Source organism: Caulobacter sp. FV2ye17ST (assembly GCF_058680955.1).
Map to the genome: position 1 here is coordinate 1969557 of NZ_CM178727.1, position 17547 is coordinate 1987103.

Genomic DNA, 17547 nt, shown 5'->3' on the forward strand with positions numbered 1-17547 from the left:
ACTGCCGGGGAAGGTCCGGCTTTGCAAGGAAGACTCACATTCCCTAGCGTCAACCCCTGTGGTTCGGGGCCTTGGCCGCGATGCGGGCCTTGATGAAGCCTTCGATCTCGACAAGCCAGGCGTCCCGAACGGCGTCTGATTCCATATGCAGGTCATGGCGACCGGCGGGGAACGCCACCGACCGGCAGTCGGCAAGCGCGGCGCAGGTCCTGGCCGCGATCGCGGGTGTCGCGAGGCGGTCCTTGCCGCCGTGCAGCAGCAGGATCGGCGCCCGGACCCTGGCGACATCGGTGCGGGCCCGTTCCGATGCTTCGACCAGGGCCGCCTGCCAACCCACGCTGGGGGAGCCCATGCGAAGATCGGGATTGGCGGTGAGCCAGGCTTGCTCGACCACGCCTCGGGCCCGGTCACCGGTCAGGCCGGCCGCGACGCCGTCGGGTCCATCCCGGCTCCAGCCCGGGGCTCCGGGAGGTCTGATCCAGCCCAGTTTGAGACGGCTGGCCCACTCAGCCACCTCTGTCTTCTGGGCAGGCGACCGCTGCGGCTCGAAGACCGGCGAGGAAAGGATCACCCCGTCGGTCGGCAGGCCCGTTTGCACGGCCCGCAGGGCCACAAGGCCGCCATCGGCATGGGCGAGAACCACCAGCGGCCGGTCGCCCTTCGGCCGGATCACCACATTGACCAGGGCGCGGACGGCGGCGGCGTCAGGCTCGAAGCTGTCCGCATGGCCGACATCGCGCCACGGCGTCAGACGCTCGGACCCACCCTGGCCCTGCCGCTCCAGCACCCAGACCGTGTAACCGTCCTGGTTCAGCCGTCGCGCTGTCTCGAACCATTTTTCCGCAGGCTCGGCGTAGCCGGTCAGAATCACGACCGTGGCGCGCGGGCCGATCGGGGGCGCCGATACGCCATAGCGCTGCGCCGGACCGTTGCCGACCCGCACATAGCCCCAGGCCCAGTTATCCGGCGCGTAGAATCGGGGCGTGATCGACGGCGGCGTCCGGCTGTCGGCGAACGGCGCGCGCGAGCCCCCATCACCACAGCCGGCGAGGGTCAGGAACATCAGGACGGCGAGGAGGCGGCGACGCATATGATGCACTCATTTCGCGCCTTCGCGTCGCGTGCAAGATCGCGCGCTTGATCCGGAGGGCAAGAAGACCGATTTAGGCGTCATGGCCACGGTGATCGACACGCTGAAGGCACGCAGTCCGGAAGACCGGGCGGCGCGCCACCCCGAAAAGCAGAACCGCCCCGATACGGAGGTGCTGCGCAAGCCCGAGTGGCTCCGCGTCCGGGCGCCCGGGTCGCCCGGCTACAACGAGACGCGCAGTATCGTCCGCGATCACAAGCTGACCACGGTCTGCGAGGAAGCGGCTTGCCCGAACATCGGCGAGTGCTGGAGCCAGAAGCACGCCACCATGATGATCATGGGCGAGATCTGCACGCGGGCCTGCGCCTTCTGCAATGTCTCCACCGGCCTGCCCAACGCTCTGGACGCCGACGAGCCGCGCCGCGTGGCCGAGGCTGTCGCCAAGATGGGCCTCAAGCACGTGGTCATCACCTCGGTGGACCGCGACGACCTGGCTGATGGCGGGGCGCAGCACTTCGCCGAGGTGGTCCTGGCCATCCGCGCGGCGGCGCCGGGCACCACCATCGAGATCCTGACCCCGGACTTCCTGCGCAAGGATCGCGCGGAAAACGTGGTGATCGACGCCCGTCCGGACGTCTTCAACCACAACCTCGAAACCGTGCCGCGGCTCTATCTGAAGATCCGCCCGGGCGCCCGCTACTACAACTCCCTGCGCCTGCTGGAACGGGTCAAGGAACGCGATCCGACCCAGTTCACCAAGTCCGGCCTGATGGTCGGTCTGGGCGAGGCCAAGGAAGAGGTCATGCAGGTCATGGACGACATGCGTTCGGCCGGCGTCGATTTCATCACCATCGGCCAGTACCTGCAGCCCACCCGCAAGCACGCGGCCATCGACCGCTTCGTCACGCCTGAAGAGTTCAAGGCCTATGAGGCCATCGCCAGGGCCAAGGGCTTCCTGATGGTCTCGGCCAGTCCGCTGACCCGCTCGTCGCACCATGCCGGTGAAGACTTCGCCAAGCTGCAGGCGGCGCGCCGTGCCCTCGACGCCCGGACGGCCTAGGCTTGCATCGCCACGTCGTCACGCGGGTCCTGCCTTACACGCCCGAGCAGCTCTTCGTGCTGGTCGGCGACGTGGACGCCTATCCCGATTTCGTGCCGTGGATCAACGGCATGCGCACCTGGAACGCCCGTCAGGACGGTTCCGTCAGCACCGTCGACGCCGAGGCCCAGGTCGGCTTCTCGTTCCTGAAAGAGAAGTTCGCCACGCGCGTGCGCCGCGACGCCGAGCATCTGACGGTCGATGTCAGCCTGCTGTACGGCCCGTTCAAGCGGCTTTCAAATCAGTGGAAGTTCACGCCCAATGGCGCTGAAACCACTGTCGAATTCATCATAGATTTTGCGTTCAAATCGCGGATGCTGGACGCCCTGTTGGCGGCCAATCTGGATCGCGCCGCCGACAAGCTGATCGCCTGTTTCGAGGCCCGCGCCCGGCAGATGCACGGGGCGCCAGCGTCCTAGTCGGCGGCGTCCTTGCGCTCTTCCATGCGGTCGGCGAAGTCGCCGAGATTGGCGTGCAGGTTCTCGATCGCGAACACCAGACCAAAGATCCGCGCCGCGTCGTCAAACGGCAGGTCCCGGATCGAGCCATCGGCGCGCAGGGCCTCGACCGCTTCCTGAAAGCGGACATGAGCTTGCGAAAAGGCGAGGCGATCAGGACGCGCCCCCATCTGAATCAGCGCCGCGGCTTGTGTCAGGAAGGTCCGGGCGGCGTCGATCATGGCGGCGGCCGGCTCGGCCAGGCCCGGTATGGCGATCGGGTGGGTCAGCGCCCGGCCAATCATCACGATGTCATTGCGCTGCCGCCACAGGGTGCGGGGCAGGGCCTCGGGCGCTGATCTGAGGCTGAGGCGCGATGCGGTCTCGCGGTCGGCTTCCGCCATGGCGGTCTGGAGCTTGGCCATGATCGCCCGGTTGGCGTCGTACTGGTCGGCCGGGACCAGCTCGCTGGGCTGGCCGCGCAGGAGTCTGGCATAGTGCGAAAGCAGACCCGCATTGATCTCGACGATCTCGCGCACGCTCTGGATGATCGTCCCGTGAGCGCGGGCGGGAAAGATTAGCAGGGTCGCCGCCACGCCTGTGAGGCTGCCGACGGTGATCTCGATCACCCGGTACATCGCGGCGGTCAGCGGATCCATGTGGGTGGTCGTGCCGATCAGCATGATCACGGCGGTCACGGGGGCGACCTTGAAGGTTGGACGCACGGCGGCCAGGAAGGACAACAGGGCCACGGCGACGCACAGGATCAGTCCGCCAAACGCCGGATAGCGCAGATGCAGATAGGCCGCCGCCGCCCCGACCACGGCGCCGACCACCGTACCCATGAAGCGCTCGATCGAGGCGGTGATCGTCGCGCCGATGCTGGTCTGCACCACGATGACGGCGGTGAAGACCGCCCAATAGCCCTGCGGCAGCTTGAACAGCGTGGCGAGAGCAAAGGCCGCGCCCACGGCCGCCGAGACCCGGACCGCGTGGCGGATTTCGCTCTTGCGGGCCGCCGCAGCAGCCAGGGCGTTTTTCGACAGTCCCGCCCCGACAAAACGCCGCCAGTCCGAGGGTGCGGCTTCCGGCATTTCTAGGCCACGGCCTCGCGCAGCATTTCCAGCGCCGTGCGCACGGCCGCCAACTGCACCGCCTCGCGCGTCTGGCCGTCAAACGTCTCGTGACGATGCACGACCGAGCGATTGGCGCGGGCCACGGCGAAGTGGACGGTGCCGACGGGCTTCATCGGCGTGCCGCCGCCCGGCCCGGCGATGCCGGTGATCGAGACGGCGACATGGGCGTGGCTGTTGGCCAGCGCGCCCTCGGCCATCATCCGGGCGACAGGCTCGGAGACCGCGCCATGGTCGGCGATCAGATCGCCGGGCACGCCCAGCATCTCGGACTTGGCGCGATTGGTGTAGGTGACGAAACCGCGCTCAAAGACGTCGGACGCGCCGGAGATCGAACAGATCGCTCCGGCCACCAGACCGCCCGTGCAGCTTTCGGCGGCGACCAGCCTCAAGGATTTGTCTCGGGCCTCGGCGACCAGCAGGCGGGCCAGGGTTTCGATCTCTAGCGGAAACATGCGGCTCTCCAGCGGATTCGCTTTGCCCAGCCTATACCTCTCAGGCCGGAGTCTCGACCGCCACGACGGCCTGGGCCGCCAGACCTTCGCCGCGCCCGGTGAAGCCCATCTGCTCGGTGGTGGTCGCCTTGACGCTGACCCGGTCGAGCGGCAGCGCCAGGATCTGCGCCAGGCGCTCGCGCATGGCGGCCCGGTGTGGCTTGATCTTGGGCCGCTCGCAGATCAGCGTGACGTCGACATTGATGATCGTTCCGCCCCGGGCGCGCACCAGTTCGGCGGCGTGGATCAGGAACTTGTCCGAGGCCGCGCCCTTCCATTGCGGGTCGGTCGGCGGGAAGTGATCGCCGATATCGCCTTCGCCGATGGCGCCCAGCAGGGCGTCGGTCAGGGCGTGCAGGCCGGCGTCGGCGTCGGAATGTCCGATCAGGGTCTCGTCATGGACGATCTCGACCCCGCACAGCCACACCGAGTCGCCCGGTCCCCAGCGATGAGCGTCGAAGCCCTGGCCGATGCGGGTGATGCGGGCCGCGCCCGCCAGCCGTTCGGCCATGGCGAAATCCTCCGGATAGGTCAGTTTCATCAGCAGCGGATCGCCTGGAGCGATGGTCACGCGGCCGCCGGCGGCCTCCACGACCTGGGCGTCGTCAGTGGGTTCGGCGTCGCCGCTCCAGGCCGCGTAGGCCGAGACCAGGGCGCCTCGCCTGAACGCCTGCGGCGTCTGAGCCCGCCATAGATTGTCACGCGAGGTGGTGGTCAGGGGCGCGCCGGTGTCGGTGCGCTTCAGGGTGTCGGCGACGGGGAGGGCGGGAATGGCGCCGTCCGCGCCGGCCAGGGCGCCGAGCAGGTCATCGATGGTCTTGCGGGTCAGGAAGGGCCGGGCGGCGTCGTGCACCAGAACGGGATCGTCAGTCGGCCGATGTGACAGCGCCGCGAGACCCGCTTGAACAGACAGTGCGCGCGTCGCGCCGCCCCGAACGCTGCGCCAGCCCTTCAGGCCCGCCAACACATCGGGCAGGACCAGCGCGCCGTCTTCCGAAGCCACGATGACCACGTCGACTGCGCCTGCGGCGATGAAGCTCTCGACCGACCAGCGCAAAACGGGTTTACCGGCCACGGATCGCCATTGTTTGGCTTGGCCAGGGCCGGCCCGGGTTCCGGAGCCGGCGGCGACGATCACGGCGGAAAAGGTCATGGCCGGTGTTTAGTCCGGCCGTTGCGGTTGTCCAGTCGATCCGGGCTTTACTGCGCCGCACAATATGCCTAAAAAGACAGCGTCGGGGATGATTACAAAATGAGCAACAAGCTCGAGGTCGGCGGAGTGGAAGTGCCTGGGCGCGTGTGGATCGCGCCCATGACCGGCATTTCCGATCTGCCCTTCAGAGAAACGGCCACGGCGCTCGGCGCCCCTTATGTGGCGACGGAGATGGTGGCCTGCGCAGAGTTTGCGCGGGGGCGGCCTGACGTCGTGCGCCGCGCTGCCGTGGGCGACGGGCTGCCGCTGATGGTCGTGCAACTGGTCGGTCGGGATATTGGTCTGATGGCTAGGGGCGCCCGCATGGCCGCCGACGCCGGCGCCGAGATCGTCGACCTGAACTTTGGCTGCCCGGCCAAGGAAGTTTCGGGCGGCCAGCAGTGCGGTTCGGCCCTGATGCGCGATCCGGACCTGGCCGAAGCCCTGGTTTCCGCCGCCGTCCAGGCGGTGAACGTGCCCGTCACCGTGAAGATGCGACTGGGCTGGGACGATAATACCCGCAACGCCGCCGACATCGCGCGCCGCGCCGAAGCGGCTGGCGCGAAGGCGATCACGGTTCATGGCCGCACCCGCAGCCAGTTCTACAAGGGCGTCGCTGACTGGTCGGCCGTCGCCGAGGTCAAGGCGGCGGTGTCGATCCCGGTCCTAGTCAATGGCGACATTGTCGACGGCGCCAGCGCGCGCATGGCGCTGGATCAGTCGGGCGCCGACGGCGTGATGATCGGCCGTGGCGTCTATGGTCGCCCGTGGATCGCCGGAGCCATCGAGGCGGCGCTGGAGGGCCGCGCCTTTGTGGAGCCCGACGCCGAGGAACGGCTGGCGATCGCCCTGACCCATTTCCGCCGAAGCCTGGACTTCTATGGCCAGCCCCTGGGCCTGAAGATGTTCCGCAAGCACCTGGCCTCTTACATCGAAGCCGCGCCATGGCCCGAAACGCCCGAGGCGCGCCGCGCCGCGCGCGCCACACTGTGTCGTCTGGATGAACCTGAACTGGTCGAAAGCGCCCTGACGCGCCTTTGGCTGGGAGACCGGAGGATCGCCGCATGAGCGACCACGCACGCGTTCTGGCCGGCAAGGCGCCCGAGGCGCTGAAGGCCGCCGCCTTCGACCTCAGCCCCGAGCCGGCGCTGGTCGTCGACAGCAAGGGCGGGCTGGTGGCCGTCAACGAAGCCGCCGAAGCCTTGTTCGGGCATGGCCTGTCGCTGCTGGCGCGCGGTCGTTTCCGCGCCGCCCTGCCGCCGGGCTCGGTTCTGGTGTCTCTGCTGGATCGCGCGATCTTCGAGGGCGCGCCGGTTCGCGAGCACGGTGTCGAGGTCAATCTCTTCGGCCAGCCGCCCTTCGAGGCCGATGGCGCCGCCGCGCCGCTGGGCGACGGTTCGGTGCTGCTGACCCTGCATGTGAAGGGCGTCCTGGGTGTGGATCGCGGCGCGGACGCCGCCGGTCTCCGCTCGGTGGTCGGCCTGGGCAAGATGCTGGCCCATGAGATCAAGAACCCGCTGGCCGGCATTCGCGGCGCGGCCCAGCTTCTGAAAACGGGCGCCTCAGCGGCCGACCAGCCGTTGGCCCAGCTGATTGTCGACGAGACCGACCGCATCCGCCGCCTGGTGGATCGCATGGAGGCCTTCTCCGAAGACCTGCCGACACCGCGCGAGGCGGTCAACATCCATCAGGTGCTCGACCGCATTCGCGCCCTGGTCGCCAACGGCGTGGCCGACGGTCTGACGTTGCGCGAGACCTATGACCCCTCGTTGCCGCCCGTGTGGGGCGACGAGGATCATCTGATCCAGATCTTCCTGAACCTGGTGAAGAACGCCGCCGAAGCCGCCCATATGCGCGGCGACGGTCGCGGCGCGATCTCGATCCATACGGCCTGGCGTCCTGGTGTTCGGGTGCGCGGGGCTGACGGCAAGGCCGCCAGCGGCGCGCCCATCGAGATCCGGGTCCAGGACAATGGCCCCGGCGTGCCTCAGAGCCTGCGTGACCATCTCTTCCAGCCATTTGTCACCACCAAGCCCAACGGCACCGGCCTTGGCCTGGCCCTGGTCACCAAGCTGGTCACCGCCCATGGCGGCCTGATCGATTTCGAGTCCGAGCCCGGCCGCACCGTGTTCCGCGTGCTGCTGCCCGTGGCGCCTGCACCTTCCGTCGGAGACGCGTAAGTATGAATGCCGCCAGCAAGAAGATCCTGATCGCCGACGACGACTCGTCTGTGAGGCTCGTTCTCAGCCAGGCCTTCACCCGGCTGGGCTATCAGGTGCGCGCCACCGGCAATGCGACCACCCTGCTGAAGTGGGTCATGGACGGCGAGGGCGACCTGGTGGTCACCGACGTGATGATGCCCGACGAAAACGTCTTCGACGTGCTGCCGCGCATTCGCAAGGAGCGGCCCAAGCTGCCCATCATCGTGATGAGCGCCCAGAACACCCTGCTGACCGCGGTCAACGCCGCCGACGCCGGGGCGTTCGAATATGTCTCCAAGCCCTTCGACCTCGACGATGTCACCGCCGCCGCCCGCCGCGCCCTGTCGCGTCCGGCCGACGCCGAGGCGTCCAAGGCCCAGGCGCGCGCCATGCGCGACGAACGCCTGCCGCTGATCGGCCGCTCGGCGCCGATGCAGGAGGTCTATCGCACCATCGCCCGTCTCGTCGGCGCCGACCTGACCGTCCTGATCCTGGGCGAAAGCGGCACCGGCAAGGAGCTGGTCGCTCGCGCCCTGCACGAGCTGGGGCGTCGTCGCGACGGCAAGTTCGTGGTCATCAACCTGGCCGCCGTGCCGCGCGAGCGGGTCGAGACCGAACTGTTCGGCCGGGGCGAGGGCGATCTGGGCCGTCTGATCGAGGCCGATGGCGGCACCCTGTTCCTGGACGAAATCGGCGACATGCCGCTGGACGCCCAGACGCGCCTGCTGCGCGTGATCGACGGCACCGAGCCCGTACTGAATCCCAAGACCGGGCGGCGCCCGAACGTGCGGATCATCGCCGCCACCAACCGCGACCTGCGGGGGCTGATCCAGCAGGGCCTGTTCCGCGAGGACCTGTTCTTCCGCCTCAACGTGGCGCCCGTGCGCCTGCCGCCGCTGCGGGATCGCACCGAGGACATTCCGGACTTGGCCCGCACCTTCCTGCTGCGCGCGGCGCGGGAGGGCCTGCCGTCCAAGACCATCGATTCCAGCGCTCTGGACCGCCTGAAGGCTCACTCCTGGCCCGGCAATGTGCGCGAGCTGGAAAACCTGATCCGGCGGATGTGCGCCCTCTATGCCGAGGAACTGATCACCGCGCGGATCGTCGATCGCGAGCTTCAGGACCACACTCCGGCCGTTCGCTCGGAAGAGGGGCCCGTCACCCTGTCGATGCTGGTGGAGCGCCACCTGGCCGGTCATTTCGCCGATCAGCCTGACGGTGTGCCGGCGGCGGGCCTGTACGATCGGGTCCTGCAGGAGGTCGAGCGCCCGCTGATCCAGCTGACCCTGTCAGCCACCCGCGGTAACCAGGTGAGGGCCGCCGAGATTCTTGGCCTCAACCGCAATACCTTGCGCAAGAAGATCCAGGATCTGGGCGTGGAGATGACCCGCGGACGACGCTGAAGCTTATTTGGCACATAGCTGTTGATTTTGGGGCACACCCACTTCTAGACTGATGCAATGGCGTCAGTCATGTCCGCATTCGGGTCCGAAAGCCCGCCGCCCCGGTTCAGCCGGGTTTGGTGGCGGGAGATGCTGCGGTCGCGCTATGTGATTGGCGGCGCCTATGCCCTGGCGGTGATTTTGACCGTCACGGGCGTGGCGCTGGCCTCGTCGCCGCCCAAGAGCGGGCCGATCAGTCCCGCCAGCACCGCGATCCTCATCGTTCTGGGCTTCAACCTGGTGCTGATCCTGGCGATCGCCACCGTGGTCGGCCTGCGTCTGTTCGAGATGATCGACGCACGCGCCAATGACGCCGGCGCGCGGCTGCATCTTCGCTTCGTGGGTCTGTTCTCGTTAGCCGCCGTGGCCCCCGCCGTCATCGTGGCGCTGTTCTTCGGCGTCCTGGTCAACCGCGGGGTCGAGGGTTGGTTCAGCCAGAGGGTCAGGACCGTGGTCGAGAACTCGGCCAAGGTGGCGCGGTCCTATGTCGCTGAACAGACGAACTACATCAGCGAACATATTCGGCCGATGGCCGCCAACCTGAACGACGCCGCGCCGGCCATCTCGCAGTCGCCGGTCGTGTTCAGCCACTTCCTGGCCGGCGAGACCGCCAGCAGCGGCTTTTCCGCCGCCTATGTGCTCGACCGCGACGGGCGCATCCTGGCGCGGGCGGAGATGCCAGGCGCCCCCGCGTTCCTGGCGCCCCCGCCCTCGACCTTCCAGGGCACCGACACCGGTGAGGCCATGGCGCAGCGCTTCGTGTCGTCAGATCTGTTTCGCGCCCTCTATCGGCTGAAGGCGTTTCCCGACGCCTATCTCTATGTGGTTCGCCCGATCGATACGGGGATCCTGAGTCACCTGATCGAGGCCGAGGACTCGCTGATTTCCTATCGCGACGCCGAGCGGAGCCGGGTGCGGATCCAGGCGATCTTCGGCCTCAGCTATGCGGAAACCGCGCTGCTGGTGCTGGTCGCCGCGGTCTGGGTCGGCATAGCCGCCGCCAACTCGATCGCCGGGCCCGTCGCTGGACTGGTGGAGGCCGCCGGGCGGGTGTCAGCGGGGGATCTGGATGCGCGTGTCGATGCTGAAGTTGGACCTGATGAGATCAGGGCATTGTCCAACGCGTTCAACATGATGACGACAGATCTTCAGGTTCAGCAGGCGGCGCTGCGAACGGCCAGCCTGGACGCCGAGACCCGGCGGCAGTTCATCGAGACCGTGCTGTCGGGCGTCAGCGCCGGGGTGGTCAGCCTGGACGCCCAGGGACGGATCTCGGCCCTGAACCGCCGCGCGGTGACGCTGCTGAGCCTGCGGGAAGACGCTGTCGGCGTGGACCTCATTGAGGCGGCGCCGGAGTTTGATATCGTCGTGGAGACCATCCTCGAAGGACGGTCCGACGCCGAGGTCGAGATCGATCTGGTGCGTGACGGCGAGACCCGTCGGCTGCGCGTGCGCGGCGCTGGCCAGGTTGCCGAAGGGCTGGTGCTGACCTTCGACGACATCACCCGTCTGGTCGCCGCCCAGCGCAACGCCGCCTGGAAAGACGTCGCCCGCCGGATCGCCCATGAGATCAAGAACCCGCTGACCCCGATCCAGCTTTCGGCCGAGCGCATCAAGCGCAAGTATCGCAAGGAGATCACCAGCGATCTGGAGACCTTCGACCGCTGCACCGAGACCATCATCCGCCAGGTGGGCGACATCGGGCGGATGGTCGACGAGTTCTCGGCGTTCGCGCGGATGCCCGCGCCGCGCTTCGAGCCGGCCAACCTGACCGAGATGCTGCGCCAGGGCGTCTTCGCCCAGCGGTTCGTCGACCCACAGATCGAGGTGGCGCTGCACGAGCCGGGCGAGGACGTGCTGATCACGTGCGACGCGCGGATGGTGGGTCAGGCCCTGACCAACATCCTCAAGAACGCCGGCGAAGCGGTCGGCGCCCGCCGGCACGTCACGCCCGAACCGCCCGGCAGGATCACCGCGACCCTGGTGGCTGATGACCACGATCTCTGCGTGATCATCGAGGACAATGGTGTCGGCCTTCCGGCTCGCGATCGCGATCGCCTGACCGAGCCCTATGTAACGACCCGCGAGAAGGGCACCGGCCTTGGCCTGGCGATCGTCAAGCGGATCATGGAGGACCATGAGGGAACCCTGGTCCTGACCGATGCCCACCAAGCGCCCGGAGCCCGGGTAATCCTGAAATTTCCGACGACCGCGCGCCTGCCCGCCGCGGCCCTCGGTGGCGTAGAGGAAATGATATGAGCGCTGACGTGCTTGTCGTGGACGACGAGGCCGACATCCGCGACCTCGTGGCCGGCATTCTTGAGGACGAGGGCTATGCCGTGCGAACGGCCGCCGATTCCAATCAGGCGCTGGCGGCCCTGCGCGCGCGCAAGCCGGCCCTGCTGGTGCTGGATATCTGGATGCAGGGCGGGGGCATGGACGGGCTAGAACTGCTCGACATGGTCAAGGGCCTCGACCCTGACCTGCCGGTGATCATGATCTCGGGTCACGGCAATATCGAAACCGCCGTCAGCGCGATCAAGCGCGGCGCCTACGAGTTCCTGGAAAAGCCGTTCAAGTCCGACCGGCTGCTGCTGGTGGTCGAGCGGGCGCTGGAGGCGGCAGGCCTCAAGCGCGAGAACCGCAGACTGCGCGCCCAGAGCTTCACCTCCGACGGCCTGATGGGAAAATCGGCCGCCGCCCAGGCCCTGCGCCAGATGATCGCCAAGGTCGCTCCGGCCAACAGCCGGGTGCTGGTGTCCGGGCCGCCCGGCGCGGGCAAGGAGCTCGTGGCTCGGCTGATCCACGGTGCCAGCGCCCGGACCCGGCAGGAATTCGTGGCGGTCAGCGCGGCCGGCATGGCCCCCGAACGCCTCGATGTCGAGCTGTTCGGCGAGGAAGGGGAGGGCGGTCGTCCGCGCAAGATCGGCGTGTTCGAGCGCGCCCATGGCGGCACCCTTTATCTCGACGAAGTGGCCGACATGCCGCGCGAGACCCAGAGCCGCATCCTGCGGGTCCTGGTCGAGCAGCGCTTCCGGCGCGTGGGCGGCGACAGCGATGTGCAGGTCGATGTCCGGGTCATTTCCTCGACCTCTCGCGAACTGCGCGACGAGATCGCCGCGGGACGGTTCCGCGAGGACCTGTTTCACCGCCTGAACGTGGTGCCCGTGCGGGTGCCGGGCCTGTCTGAGCGCCGCGAAGACATTCCTGAACTGATCAGCTTCTTCATCGACCGCATCGTCGAGGCCACCGGCCTGCCGCGTCGCCGGCTGGGCGACGACGCGCTGGCGACGCTGCAGGTGCAGACCTGGCCGGGCAATGTTCGCCAGCTCCGCAACAACGTCGAACGCATGCTGATCCTGGCAGCCGGCGAGCCGGGCGAGCTGATCACCGCCGAAATGCTGGCCGGGGCCGAGCAACCTTCGGCCGGCCATGCCGGCGCGATCGGGGCCGAGCGGATCATCGCCTTGCCGCTGCGCGAGGCGCGGGAGCTGTTCGAGCGCGAATATCTGAACGCCCAGATCCTGCGCTTTGGCGGAAACATCTCGCGCACGGCCAATTTCATCGGCATGGAGCGCTCGGCGCTGCACCGCAAGCTCAAGTCCCTGGGCGTCGCGGGCGCGCGGGCGGACGAGGAAGAATAGATGTCGCGTTTTGCCTATGTGAACGGCCGCTTCGTCCGGCACGGCGAGGCTGCCGTCCATATCGAGGATCGCGGCTATCAGTTGGCCGACGGCGTCTACGAAGTCTGGGCCGTGTTCGACGGCAAGCTCGCCGACGCCCAGGGCCATTTCGCCCGGCTGTGGCGCAGCCTGGACGCCCTGCGGATCGCCCATCCCATGGGGCAGGCCGCCCTGACCTTCGTGCTTCGCGAAGCGGTGCGCCGCAACATGGTGCGCAACGGTCTGGTCTATCTGCAGGTGACGCGCGGCGTCGCCCGTCGGGACCACGCCTTTCCCAACCCGGCTGTGCCGCCCTCCATGGTGGTCACGGCCAAGTCGACCGACCCTCTGCTGGCCGAGCGCAAGGCGGCGCAGGGCGCGGCCGTGATCAGCGTGCCCGAGAACCGCTGGGGCCGCTGCGACATCAAGTCGGTCGGCCTCCTGCCCAACGCCCTGGCCAAGCAGGCGGCGCGGGAACGTGGCGCGATCGAGGCCTGGTTTGTCGATGACCTGGGGCTGGTGACCGAGGGGGCGTCATCCAACGCCTGGATCGTCGACGCCGAAGGTCATCTGCGCACCCGCGACACCCAGGCCAACATCCTGCACGGCGTCACCCGCTCCACCCTGTTCGAGGTGATCCGCGAAGCGGGCCTGCCGATCAACGAAAAGCCGTTCACCCTCGCCGAGGCGCAAGCTGCGCGGGAGGCCTTCATCACCGGGGCCGGAACCCTCGTGATGCCGATCATCAGCGTCGACGGCGCAAAGGTTGGCGATGGGACACCCGGTCCGGTGGCGACGCGGCTTCGGAGTCTCTATATCCAGCGCGCTCGTGAAAAAGCGGTCTGACGGATCTGTCGAAAAGGACTGGTCTGAAACAGCGCGAATTCGACGCAGGGCGCATTTTTCCACCGAATGGTGATCGCGTTCAGCGGAAAATGATCTAGCATGAACTTGTTTGTGTGGAGGGTGCTTTGCCCTCCGAAACAATAAGAGGGGAATCCCCATGTCTGCCGAAAAGAAACAAAATCTGCAGGACACGTTCCTGAACAGCGTGCGCAAGTCCAAGACGCCGCTCACTATCTTCCTCGTCAATGGCGTCAAGCTTCAGGGCGTTGTCAGCTGGTTCGACAACTTCTGCGTCCTGCTGCGTCGCGACGGCCAGTCGCAACTGGTCTATAAGCACGCCATCTCGACCATCATGCCGGCCCAGCCCGTCCAGCTGTACGAGCCGAGCGCCGACTCCGACGATTGAATTAGAGACGCTTGTCCAAATCTTCAAAATCCGTAGACCACGCCGCGCCGGTTCTTAAGGCGTTCGTCATCCACCCGGTGCGGCCTCTGCGAGGCCCGGCCGCTGCTTTGGCGCGTGACCCTCAGTCACGCCTGGAGGAGGCGGTCGGCCTTGCGATGGCCCTCGACCTGAACGTCGTCGAGACGGTGATCGCGCCCCTGCGCGTGGTCACGCCCGCGACGCTGTTCGGCAAGGGCAAGATCGAGGAGTTCGCGGCCATCTGCGAAGTCGAGAAGATCGACGTCGCGGTATTCGACGACCAGCTTACGCCCGTGCAGCAGCGCAATCTGGAGCGCGGGCTCAACGTCAAGGTCGTGGACCGGACCGGGCTGATCCTCGAGATCTTCGCCCGTCGCGCCCGCACGCGCGAAGGCAAGCTGCAGGTGGAACTGGCGCGTCTGGACTATGAACGCTCGCGCCTGGTCCGCACCTGGACCCACCTTGAGCGCCAGCGCGGCGGCACCGGCAACACCGGCGGTCCGGGCGAAACCCAGATCGAGCTCGACCGACGCCTGATCGCCGACAACATTCTGAAGCTGAAGCGCGAACTGGAAGAGGTGCGTCGCACGCGCACCCTGCATCGCAAGGCCCGAAAGAAGGTCCCGTACCCGACCGTGGCCCTGGTGGGCTACACCAACGCCGGCAAGTCGACGCTGTTTAACCGGCTGACCCAGGCCGAGGTCCTGGCCAAGGACATGCTGTTCGCCACCCTGGATCCGACCCTTCGAACGGTGAAGCTGCCGGACGGTCGCCCCGCGATCCTGTCCGACACCGTGGGCTTCATCTCCGACCTGCCCCACGAACTGGTCGAGGCGTTCCGCGCCACGCTGGAAGAGGTGCAGGAGGCCGACGTCGTGCTCCACGTCCGCGACATCGCCAATCCCGACAGCGTGGCCCAGGCCCGCGACGTCGAGACGGTGCTGGCCGAGCTGGGCGTCACCTTCGACGAAGGCAAGACCGTGGTCGAGGTCTGGAACAAGATCGACCTCGTCCCCGAGGAAGACCGCGAGGAGGTCGAAGGCAGCGCCAGACGCACCGAAGCCTCGGCCGTCTCGGCTGTCACCGGCGAAGGCTGCGAGGCGCTACTCAAGCGCATCAGCGGCCTGATCGACGATTCCCCGCCCATCGCCATCCGGATCGCGGCGGGGGAGGGCGAAGCCCTGGCCTGGATCTATCGCAACGGCCGCGTGCTCAGCCGCGAGGATGAAGCAGAGGGCGGCGTGACGATCGTCGCGCGCCTGGATACCCAGGCGCTGGGCCGGTTCGAGCGCCAGTTTCCCGACGCCTTCGTGATGGTCGCCGCCTAGCTTTTCTTTTCGTCCGCCTTGGCGGCGTCCCACAGCGCGTCCATCTCCGCCAGATCCGACTGGTCGGGTGTTCGCCCGTCCCTGGCCAAGGCCGCTTCTATATACGCGAAGCGTCGGCTGAACTTGGCGTTGGTGGCGCGCAGGGCGTCTTCGGGCTCGACGTCCAGCTTGCGGGCCAGGTTGGCGCAGACGAACAGCAGATCGCCCAGTTCCTCGCGGGCCTTGGCCCGGTCGCCGGCCTCGATCTCGACCTCCAGTTCGGCGATCTCCTCGCGCAGCTTGTCCAGAACCTCACTGGTCGATGGCCAGTCGAAGCCGACGCGCGCGGCGCGCTTGGTCAGCTTCACCGCGCGGGTCAGGGCGGGAAGACCCGCCGGCACGTCGTCCAGAACGCCCGTCTTGGCCTTGGCTTTGCGCTCCTGGGCTTTCAGGGTTTCCCAGCCAGCCGTCTGGGCGGCCTGGTCATCATAGGCATGATCGCCGAACACATGCGGGTGGCGGCGGATCATCTTGTCGGAGATGGCCGCAGCTACGCCGGCGAAGTCGAACGCTCCCTGCTCCTGGGCCATGCGGGCATGGAAGACCACCTGCAGAAGCAGGTCTCCCAACTCTTCCTTCAGATCTCCCAGATCGTTGCGCTCGATGGCGTCGGCGACCTCATAGGCCTCCTCCACCGTATAGGGCGCGATGCTGGCAAAGGTTTGCTGCTGGTCCCACGGGCAGCCGCCCTCGGGATCACGCAGGCGGGCCATGATCTCGATCAGGGCGAACAGCGGGTGTTCGGCGTCACTCGGCGGGGGTGGCGAGGGCGGCATGCGTATCCGGTTCAGGCTCGTGGTGCGATGGAGCCGCTGCGTCCATCGCCGCGAGCTGGCGCTGGATCTCGGCGACGCGAGTCGCGTCGAGCGGATAGCGCAGCATGACGGCGGCGACCACAAGGCCCATCGCGGCTGGAACCACGGAGTAGAGCGCGATCAAGGCCGTTTCGCCCACCGCTGTCGGCAGTTTCGGGTCGAAGCCGAACAGGGCCAGCAAGGGGAAGGCGCCGATGGCCAGGGCGTGGCCAAGCTTCACCGTGCCGTTGACCAGAGCATAGAGCAGACCGGTCCGGTCGGCGCCGCTGGCCAGGCGTTCCTCGTCGCCGATATCGGCCATCATCGCCCTGACGAGCAGGGGGGCGGCCGAATAGGGCAGGCCGGCGAGGATCAGGACCAGCATGCCCGCCCACGTATTGCCGGCGGGCGTCAGCACCGCGCAGACCTGAACTGCGGCATAGACAACCGACGCCACGGCCAGGGCGTGATGTTTTCCGATCCGCCGGGCCAGCATCGGCCAGAGCGGCGCGCCGGCCAGGGCGGCCACGAAATAGACCAGCAGCAGGATGCCGGCCTCGGTCTTGTCGAAGCCCTTGATGCGCTCGAAGAAGAAGAAGAACAGGGCGCCGGCGATGCCCGGCGCCAGGCCCATCAGCAGGTCGGCGACCAGGAGCTTGCGGGTCGAGCTGCGCTTCAGAAGCGCGAAATACTGGGTCAGCCCGGAGCGATGCCGCGCAACGGGCGCCTGACGCTCGCCGACCGCGCGGGTCGCCAGCAGGACGGTCAGGGGAATCAACAGAACCACGAACCAGCCCATCGAGCGAATGCCCGCGGCATGGTCGCCCTTGAACGCCAGGGTGATGATCGGCGGCAGGGTGAGCACGAGGATCATGCCCACGACATTGCCAGCCTGCCACCAGCCATAGACGCGCGAACGCTGCTGATAGTCGGTCGAAAGCACGGCGGCCCAGGCGGTATGCGACAGCACCATCATCGAATAGCCGGCATAGACGACGATGAGGCACAGCCAGAGATAGATGGGCCCGACGCCGGGCTGGGCCATGAACAGGCCAAACGCGCCCAGCATCACCAGGGGAGAACCCGCCACCAGCCAGGGTCTAAATCGCCCCCACTTGCTTCGCGTGCGATCCATGACGCCGCCGATGATCGGGTCGAAGATGATGTCGATCAGTCGGACAATCAGGAAGGCGGCGCCGACGGCGCCGAGCGACAGGCCCAGTTCGCTGACATAGAACTCCGGCAGATAGACCACCAGAGGCAGGCCTAGCGCCGCGAGGGGCAGGCAGGGCGCGGCGAACGCCGCCAGAGACCAAGACGATCGTCGATCGGCCATTCCGCGTAATCCTCTCCCGTACACGGCGGG

The 17547-nt window shown here is 67.6% G+C and carries 16 protein-coding genes; 10 read left to right on the forward strand and 6 right to left on the reverse strand.

The genetic code is table 11. The annotated features are described in order from the left end of the window. Positions 1-49: 49 nt before the first annotated feature. Positions 50-1090, reverse strand: coding sequence for an alpha/beta fold hydrolase (locus ACW17V_RS09610; RefSeq protein WP_492108589.1), 1041 nt, complete (start codon positions 1088-1090; stop codon positions 50-52). Positions 1091-1172: 82 nt separating this feature from the next. Between ACW17V_RS09610 and lipA the strand changes: the two genes are divergently transcribed. Further along, positions 1173-2150, forward strand: coding sequence for a lipoyl synthase (gene lipA, locus ACW17V_RS09615; RefSeq protein ID WP_492108590.1), 978 nt, complete (start codon positions 1173-1175; stop codon positions 2148-2150). Between the two features lie 2 nt (positions 2151-2152). Further along, positions 2153-2608: a type II toxin-antitoxin system RatA family toxin gene (locus tag ACW17V_RS09620; protein WP_492108591.1), complete on the forward strand. Its 456-nt coding sequence runs from the start codon at positions 2153-2155 to the stop codon at positions 2606-2608. Here ACW17V_RS09620 and ACW17V_RS09625 read toward each other — a convergent pair. From ACW17V_RS09625 to ACW17V_RS09635, 3 genes are read right to left on the reverse strand one after another with little or no spacing between them, the layout of a single operon-like run. Then, entirely contained in the window at positions 2605-3720 is a 1116-nt protein-coding gene (locus tag ACW17V_RS09625; protein ID WP_492108592.1) for an FUSC family protein, read from the reverse strand. The two genes, ACW17V_RS09620 and ACW17V_RS09625, sit on opposite strands and share 4 nt — an antisense overlap. 2 nt (positions 3721-3722) lie before the next feature. After that, a complete protein-coding gene (locus ACW17V_RS09630; RefSeq protein ID WP_492108593.1) occupies positions 3723-4214 on the reverse strand; it encodes a CinA family protein in 492 nt (163 codons plus the stop codon). 40 nt (positions 4215-4254) lie between these two features. After that, complete coding sequence (locus ACW17V_RS09635; RefSeq protein ID WP_492108594.1) at positions 4255-5406, reverse strand: bifunctional 2-C-methyl-D-erythritol 4-phosphate cytidylyltransferase/2-C-methyl-D-erythritol 2,4-cyclodiphosphate synthase; 1152 nt, start codon at positions 5404-5406, stop codon at positions 4255-4257. A gap of 99 nt (positions 5407-5505) precedes the next feature. On the opposite strand from ACW17V_RS09635, the gene dusB reads away from it, so the two are divergent. From dusB to hflX, 8 genes are all read left to right on the forward strand, one after another. After that, positions 5506-6513 (forward strand): tRNA dihydrouridine synthase DusB, encoded by a 1008-nt coding sequence (dusB, locus tag ACW17V_RS09640; RefSeq protein WP_492108595.1) that lies wholly within the window; start codon positions 5506-5508, stop codon positions 6511-6513. Beyond that, positions 6510-7625: a two-component system sensor histidine kinase NtrB gene (locus tag ACW17V_RS09645; RefSeq protein WP_492108596.1), complete on the forward strand. Its 1116-nt coding sequence runs from the start codon at positions 6510-6512 to the stop codon at positions 7623-7625. Before dusB ends, ACW17V_RS09645 begins: the two co-directional genes overlap by 4 nt. A gap of 2 nt (positions 7626-7627) precedes the next feature. Beyond that, positions 7628-9049, forward strand: a complete 1422-nt coding sequence (locus ACW17V_RS09650) for a sigma 54-interacting transcriptional regulator (protein ID WP_492108597.1) — start codon at positions 7628-7630, stop codon at positions 9047-9049. A gap of 57 nt (positions 9050-9106) precedes the next feature. Further along, on the forward strand, positions 9107-11347 hold the full coding sequence (locus ACW17V_RS09655) for a sensor histidine kinase NtrY-like (RefSeq protein WP_492108598.1): 2241 nt from the start codon (positions 9107-9109) through the stop codon (positions 11345-11347). Continuing rightward, complete coding sequence (ntrX, locus tag ACW17V_RS09660; RefSeq protein WP_492108599.1) at positions 11344-12732, forward strand: nitrogen assimilation response regulator NtrX; 1389 nt, start codon at positions 11344-11346, stop codon at positions 12730-12732. Before ACW17V_RS09655 ends, ntrX begins: the two co-directional genes overlap by 4 nt. Beyond that, complete coding sequence (locus tag ACW17V_RS09665; protein ID WP_492108600.1) at positions 12733-13596, forward strand: D-amino-acid transaminase; 864 nt, start codon at positions 12733-12735, stop codon at positions 13594-13596. A gap of 157 nt (positions 13597-13753) precedes the next feature. Beyond that, entirely contained in the window at positions 13754-14002 is a 249-nt protein-coding gene (gene hfq / locus ACW17V_RS09670) for an RNA chaperone Hfq (RefSeq protein ID WP_013079113.1), read from the forward strand. 11 nt (positions 14003-14013) lie between these two features. Next, positions 14014-15348, forward strand: a complete 1335-nt coding sequence (gene hflX, locus ACW17V_RS09675) for a GTPase HflX (RefSeq protein WP_492108601.1) — start codon at positions 14014-14016, stop codon at positions 15346-15348. Here the strand turns inward: hflX and mazG are convergent. Both mazG and ACW17V_RS09685 read right to left on the reverse strand, forming a co-directional pair. Beyond that, on the reverse strand, positions 15345-16163 hold the full coding sequence (mazG, locus tag ACW17V_RS09680; RefSeq protein WP_492108602.1) for a nucleoside triphosphate pyrophosphohydrolase: 819 nt from the start codon (positions 16161-16163) through the stop codon (positions 15345-15347). The two genes, hflX and mazG, sit on opposite strands and share 4 nt — an antisense overlap. Beyond that, a complete protein-coding gene (locus tag ACW17V_RS09685; protein WP_492108603.1) occupies positions 16135-17517 on the reverse strand; it encodes an MFS transporter in 1383 nt (460 codons plus the stop codon). Before ACW17V_RS09685 ends, mazG begins: the two co-directional genes overlap by 29 nt. Positions 17518-17547 lie beyond the last annotated feature (30 nt).

Coding starts and splice junctions, on each gene's coding strand:
- ACW17V_RS09610 (WP_492108589.1), bottom strand. CDS start 1,090: ATGCGTCGCCGCCTCCTCGCCGTCCTGATGTTCCTGACCCTCGCCGGC.
- lipA (WP_492108590.1), top strand. CDS start 1,173: ATGGCCACGGTGATCGACACGCTGAAGGCACGCAGTCCGGAAGACCGG.
- ACW17V_RS09625 (WP_492108592.1), bottom strand. CDS start 3,720: ATGCCGGAAGCCGCACCCTCGGACTGGCGGCGTTTTGTCGGGGCGGGA.
- ACW17V_RS09630 (WP_492108593.1), bottom strand. CDS start 4,214: ATGTTTCCGCTAGAGATCGAAACCCTGGCCCGCCTGCTGGTCGCCGAG.
- ACW17V_RS09635 (WP_492108594.1), bottom strand. CDS start 5,406: ATGACCTTTTCCGCCGTGATCGTCGCCGCCGGCTCCGGAACCCGGGCC.
- dusB (WP_492108595.1), top strand. CDS start 5,506: ATGAGCAACAAGCTCGAGGTCGGCGGAGTGGAAGTGCCTGGGCGCGTG.
- ACW17V_RS09645 (WP_492108596.1), top strand. CDS start 6,510: ATGAGCGACCACGCACGCGTTCTGGCCGGCAAGGCGCCCGAGGCGCTG.
- ACW17V_RS09650 (WP_492108597.1), top strand. CDS start 7,628: ATGAATGCCGCCAGCAAGAAGATCCTGATCGCCGACGACGACTCGTCT.
- ACW17V_RS09655 (WP_492108598.1), top strand. CDS start 9,107: ATGGCGTCAGTCATGTCCGCATTCGGGTCCGAAAGCCCGCCGCCCCGG.
- ntrX (WP_492108599.1), top strand. CDS start 11,344: ATGAGCGCTGACGTGCTTGTCGTGGACGACGAGGCCGACATCCGCGAC.
- ACW17V_RS09665 (WP_492108600.1), top strand. CDS start 12,733: ATGTCGCGTTTTGCCTATGTGAACGGCCGCTTCGTCCGGCACGGCGAG.
- hfq (WP_013079113.1), top strand. CDS start 13,754: ATGTCTGCCGAAAAGAAACAAAATCTGCAGGACACGTTCCTGAACAGC.
- mazG (WP_492108602.1), bottom strand. CDS start 16,163: ATGCCGCCCTCGCCACCCCCGCCGAGTGACGCCGAACACCCGCTGTTC.
- ACW17V_RS09685 (WP_492108603.1), bottom strand. CDS start 17,517: ATGGCCGATCGACGATCGTCTTGGTCTCTGGCGGCGTTCGCCGCGCCC.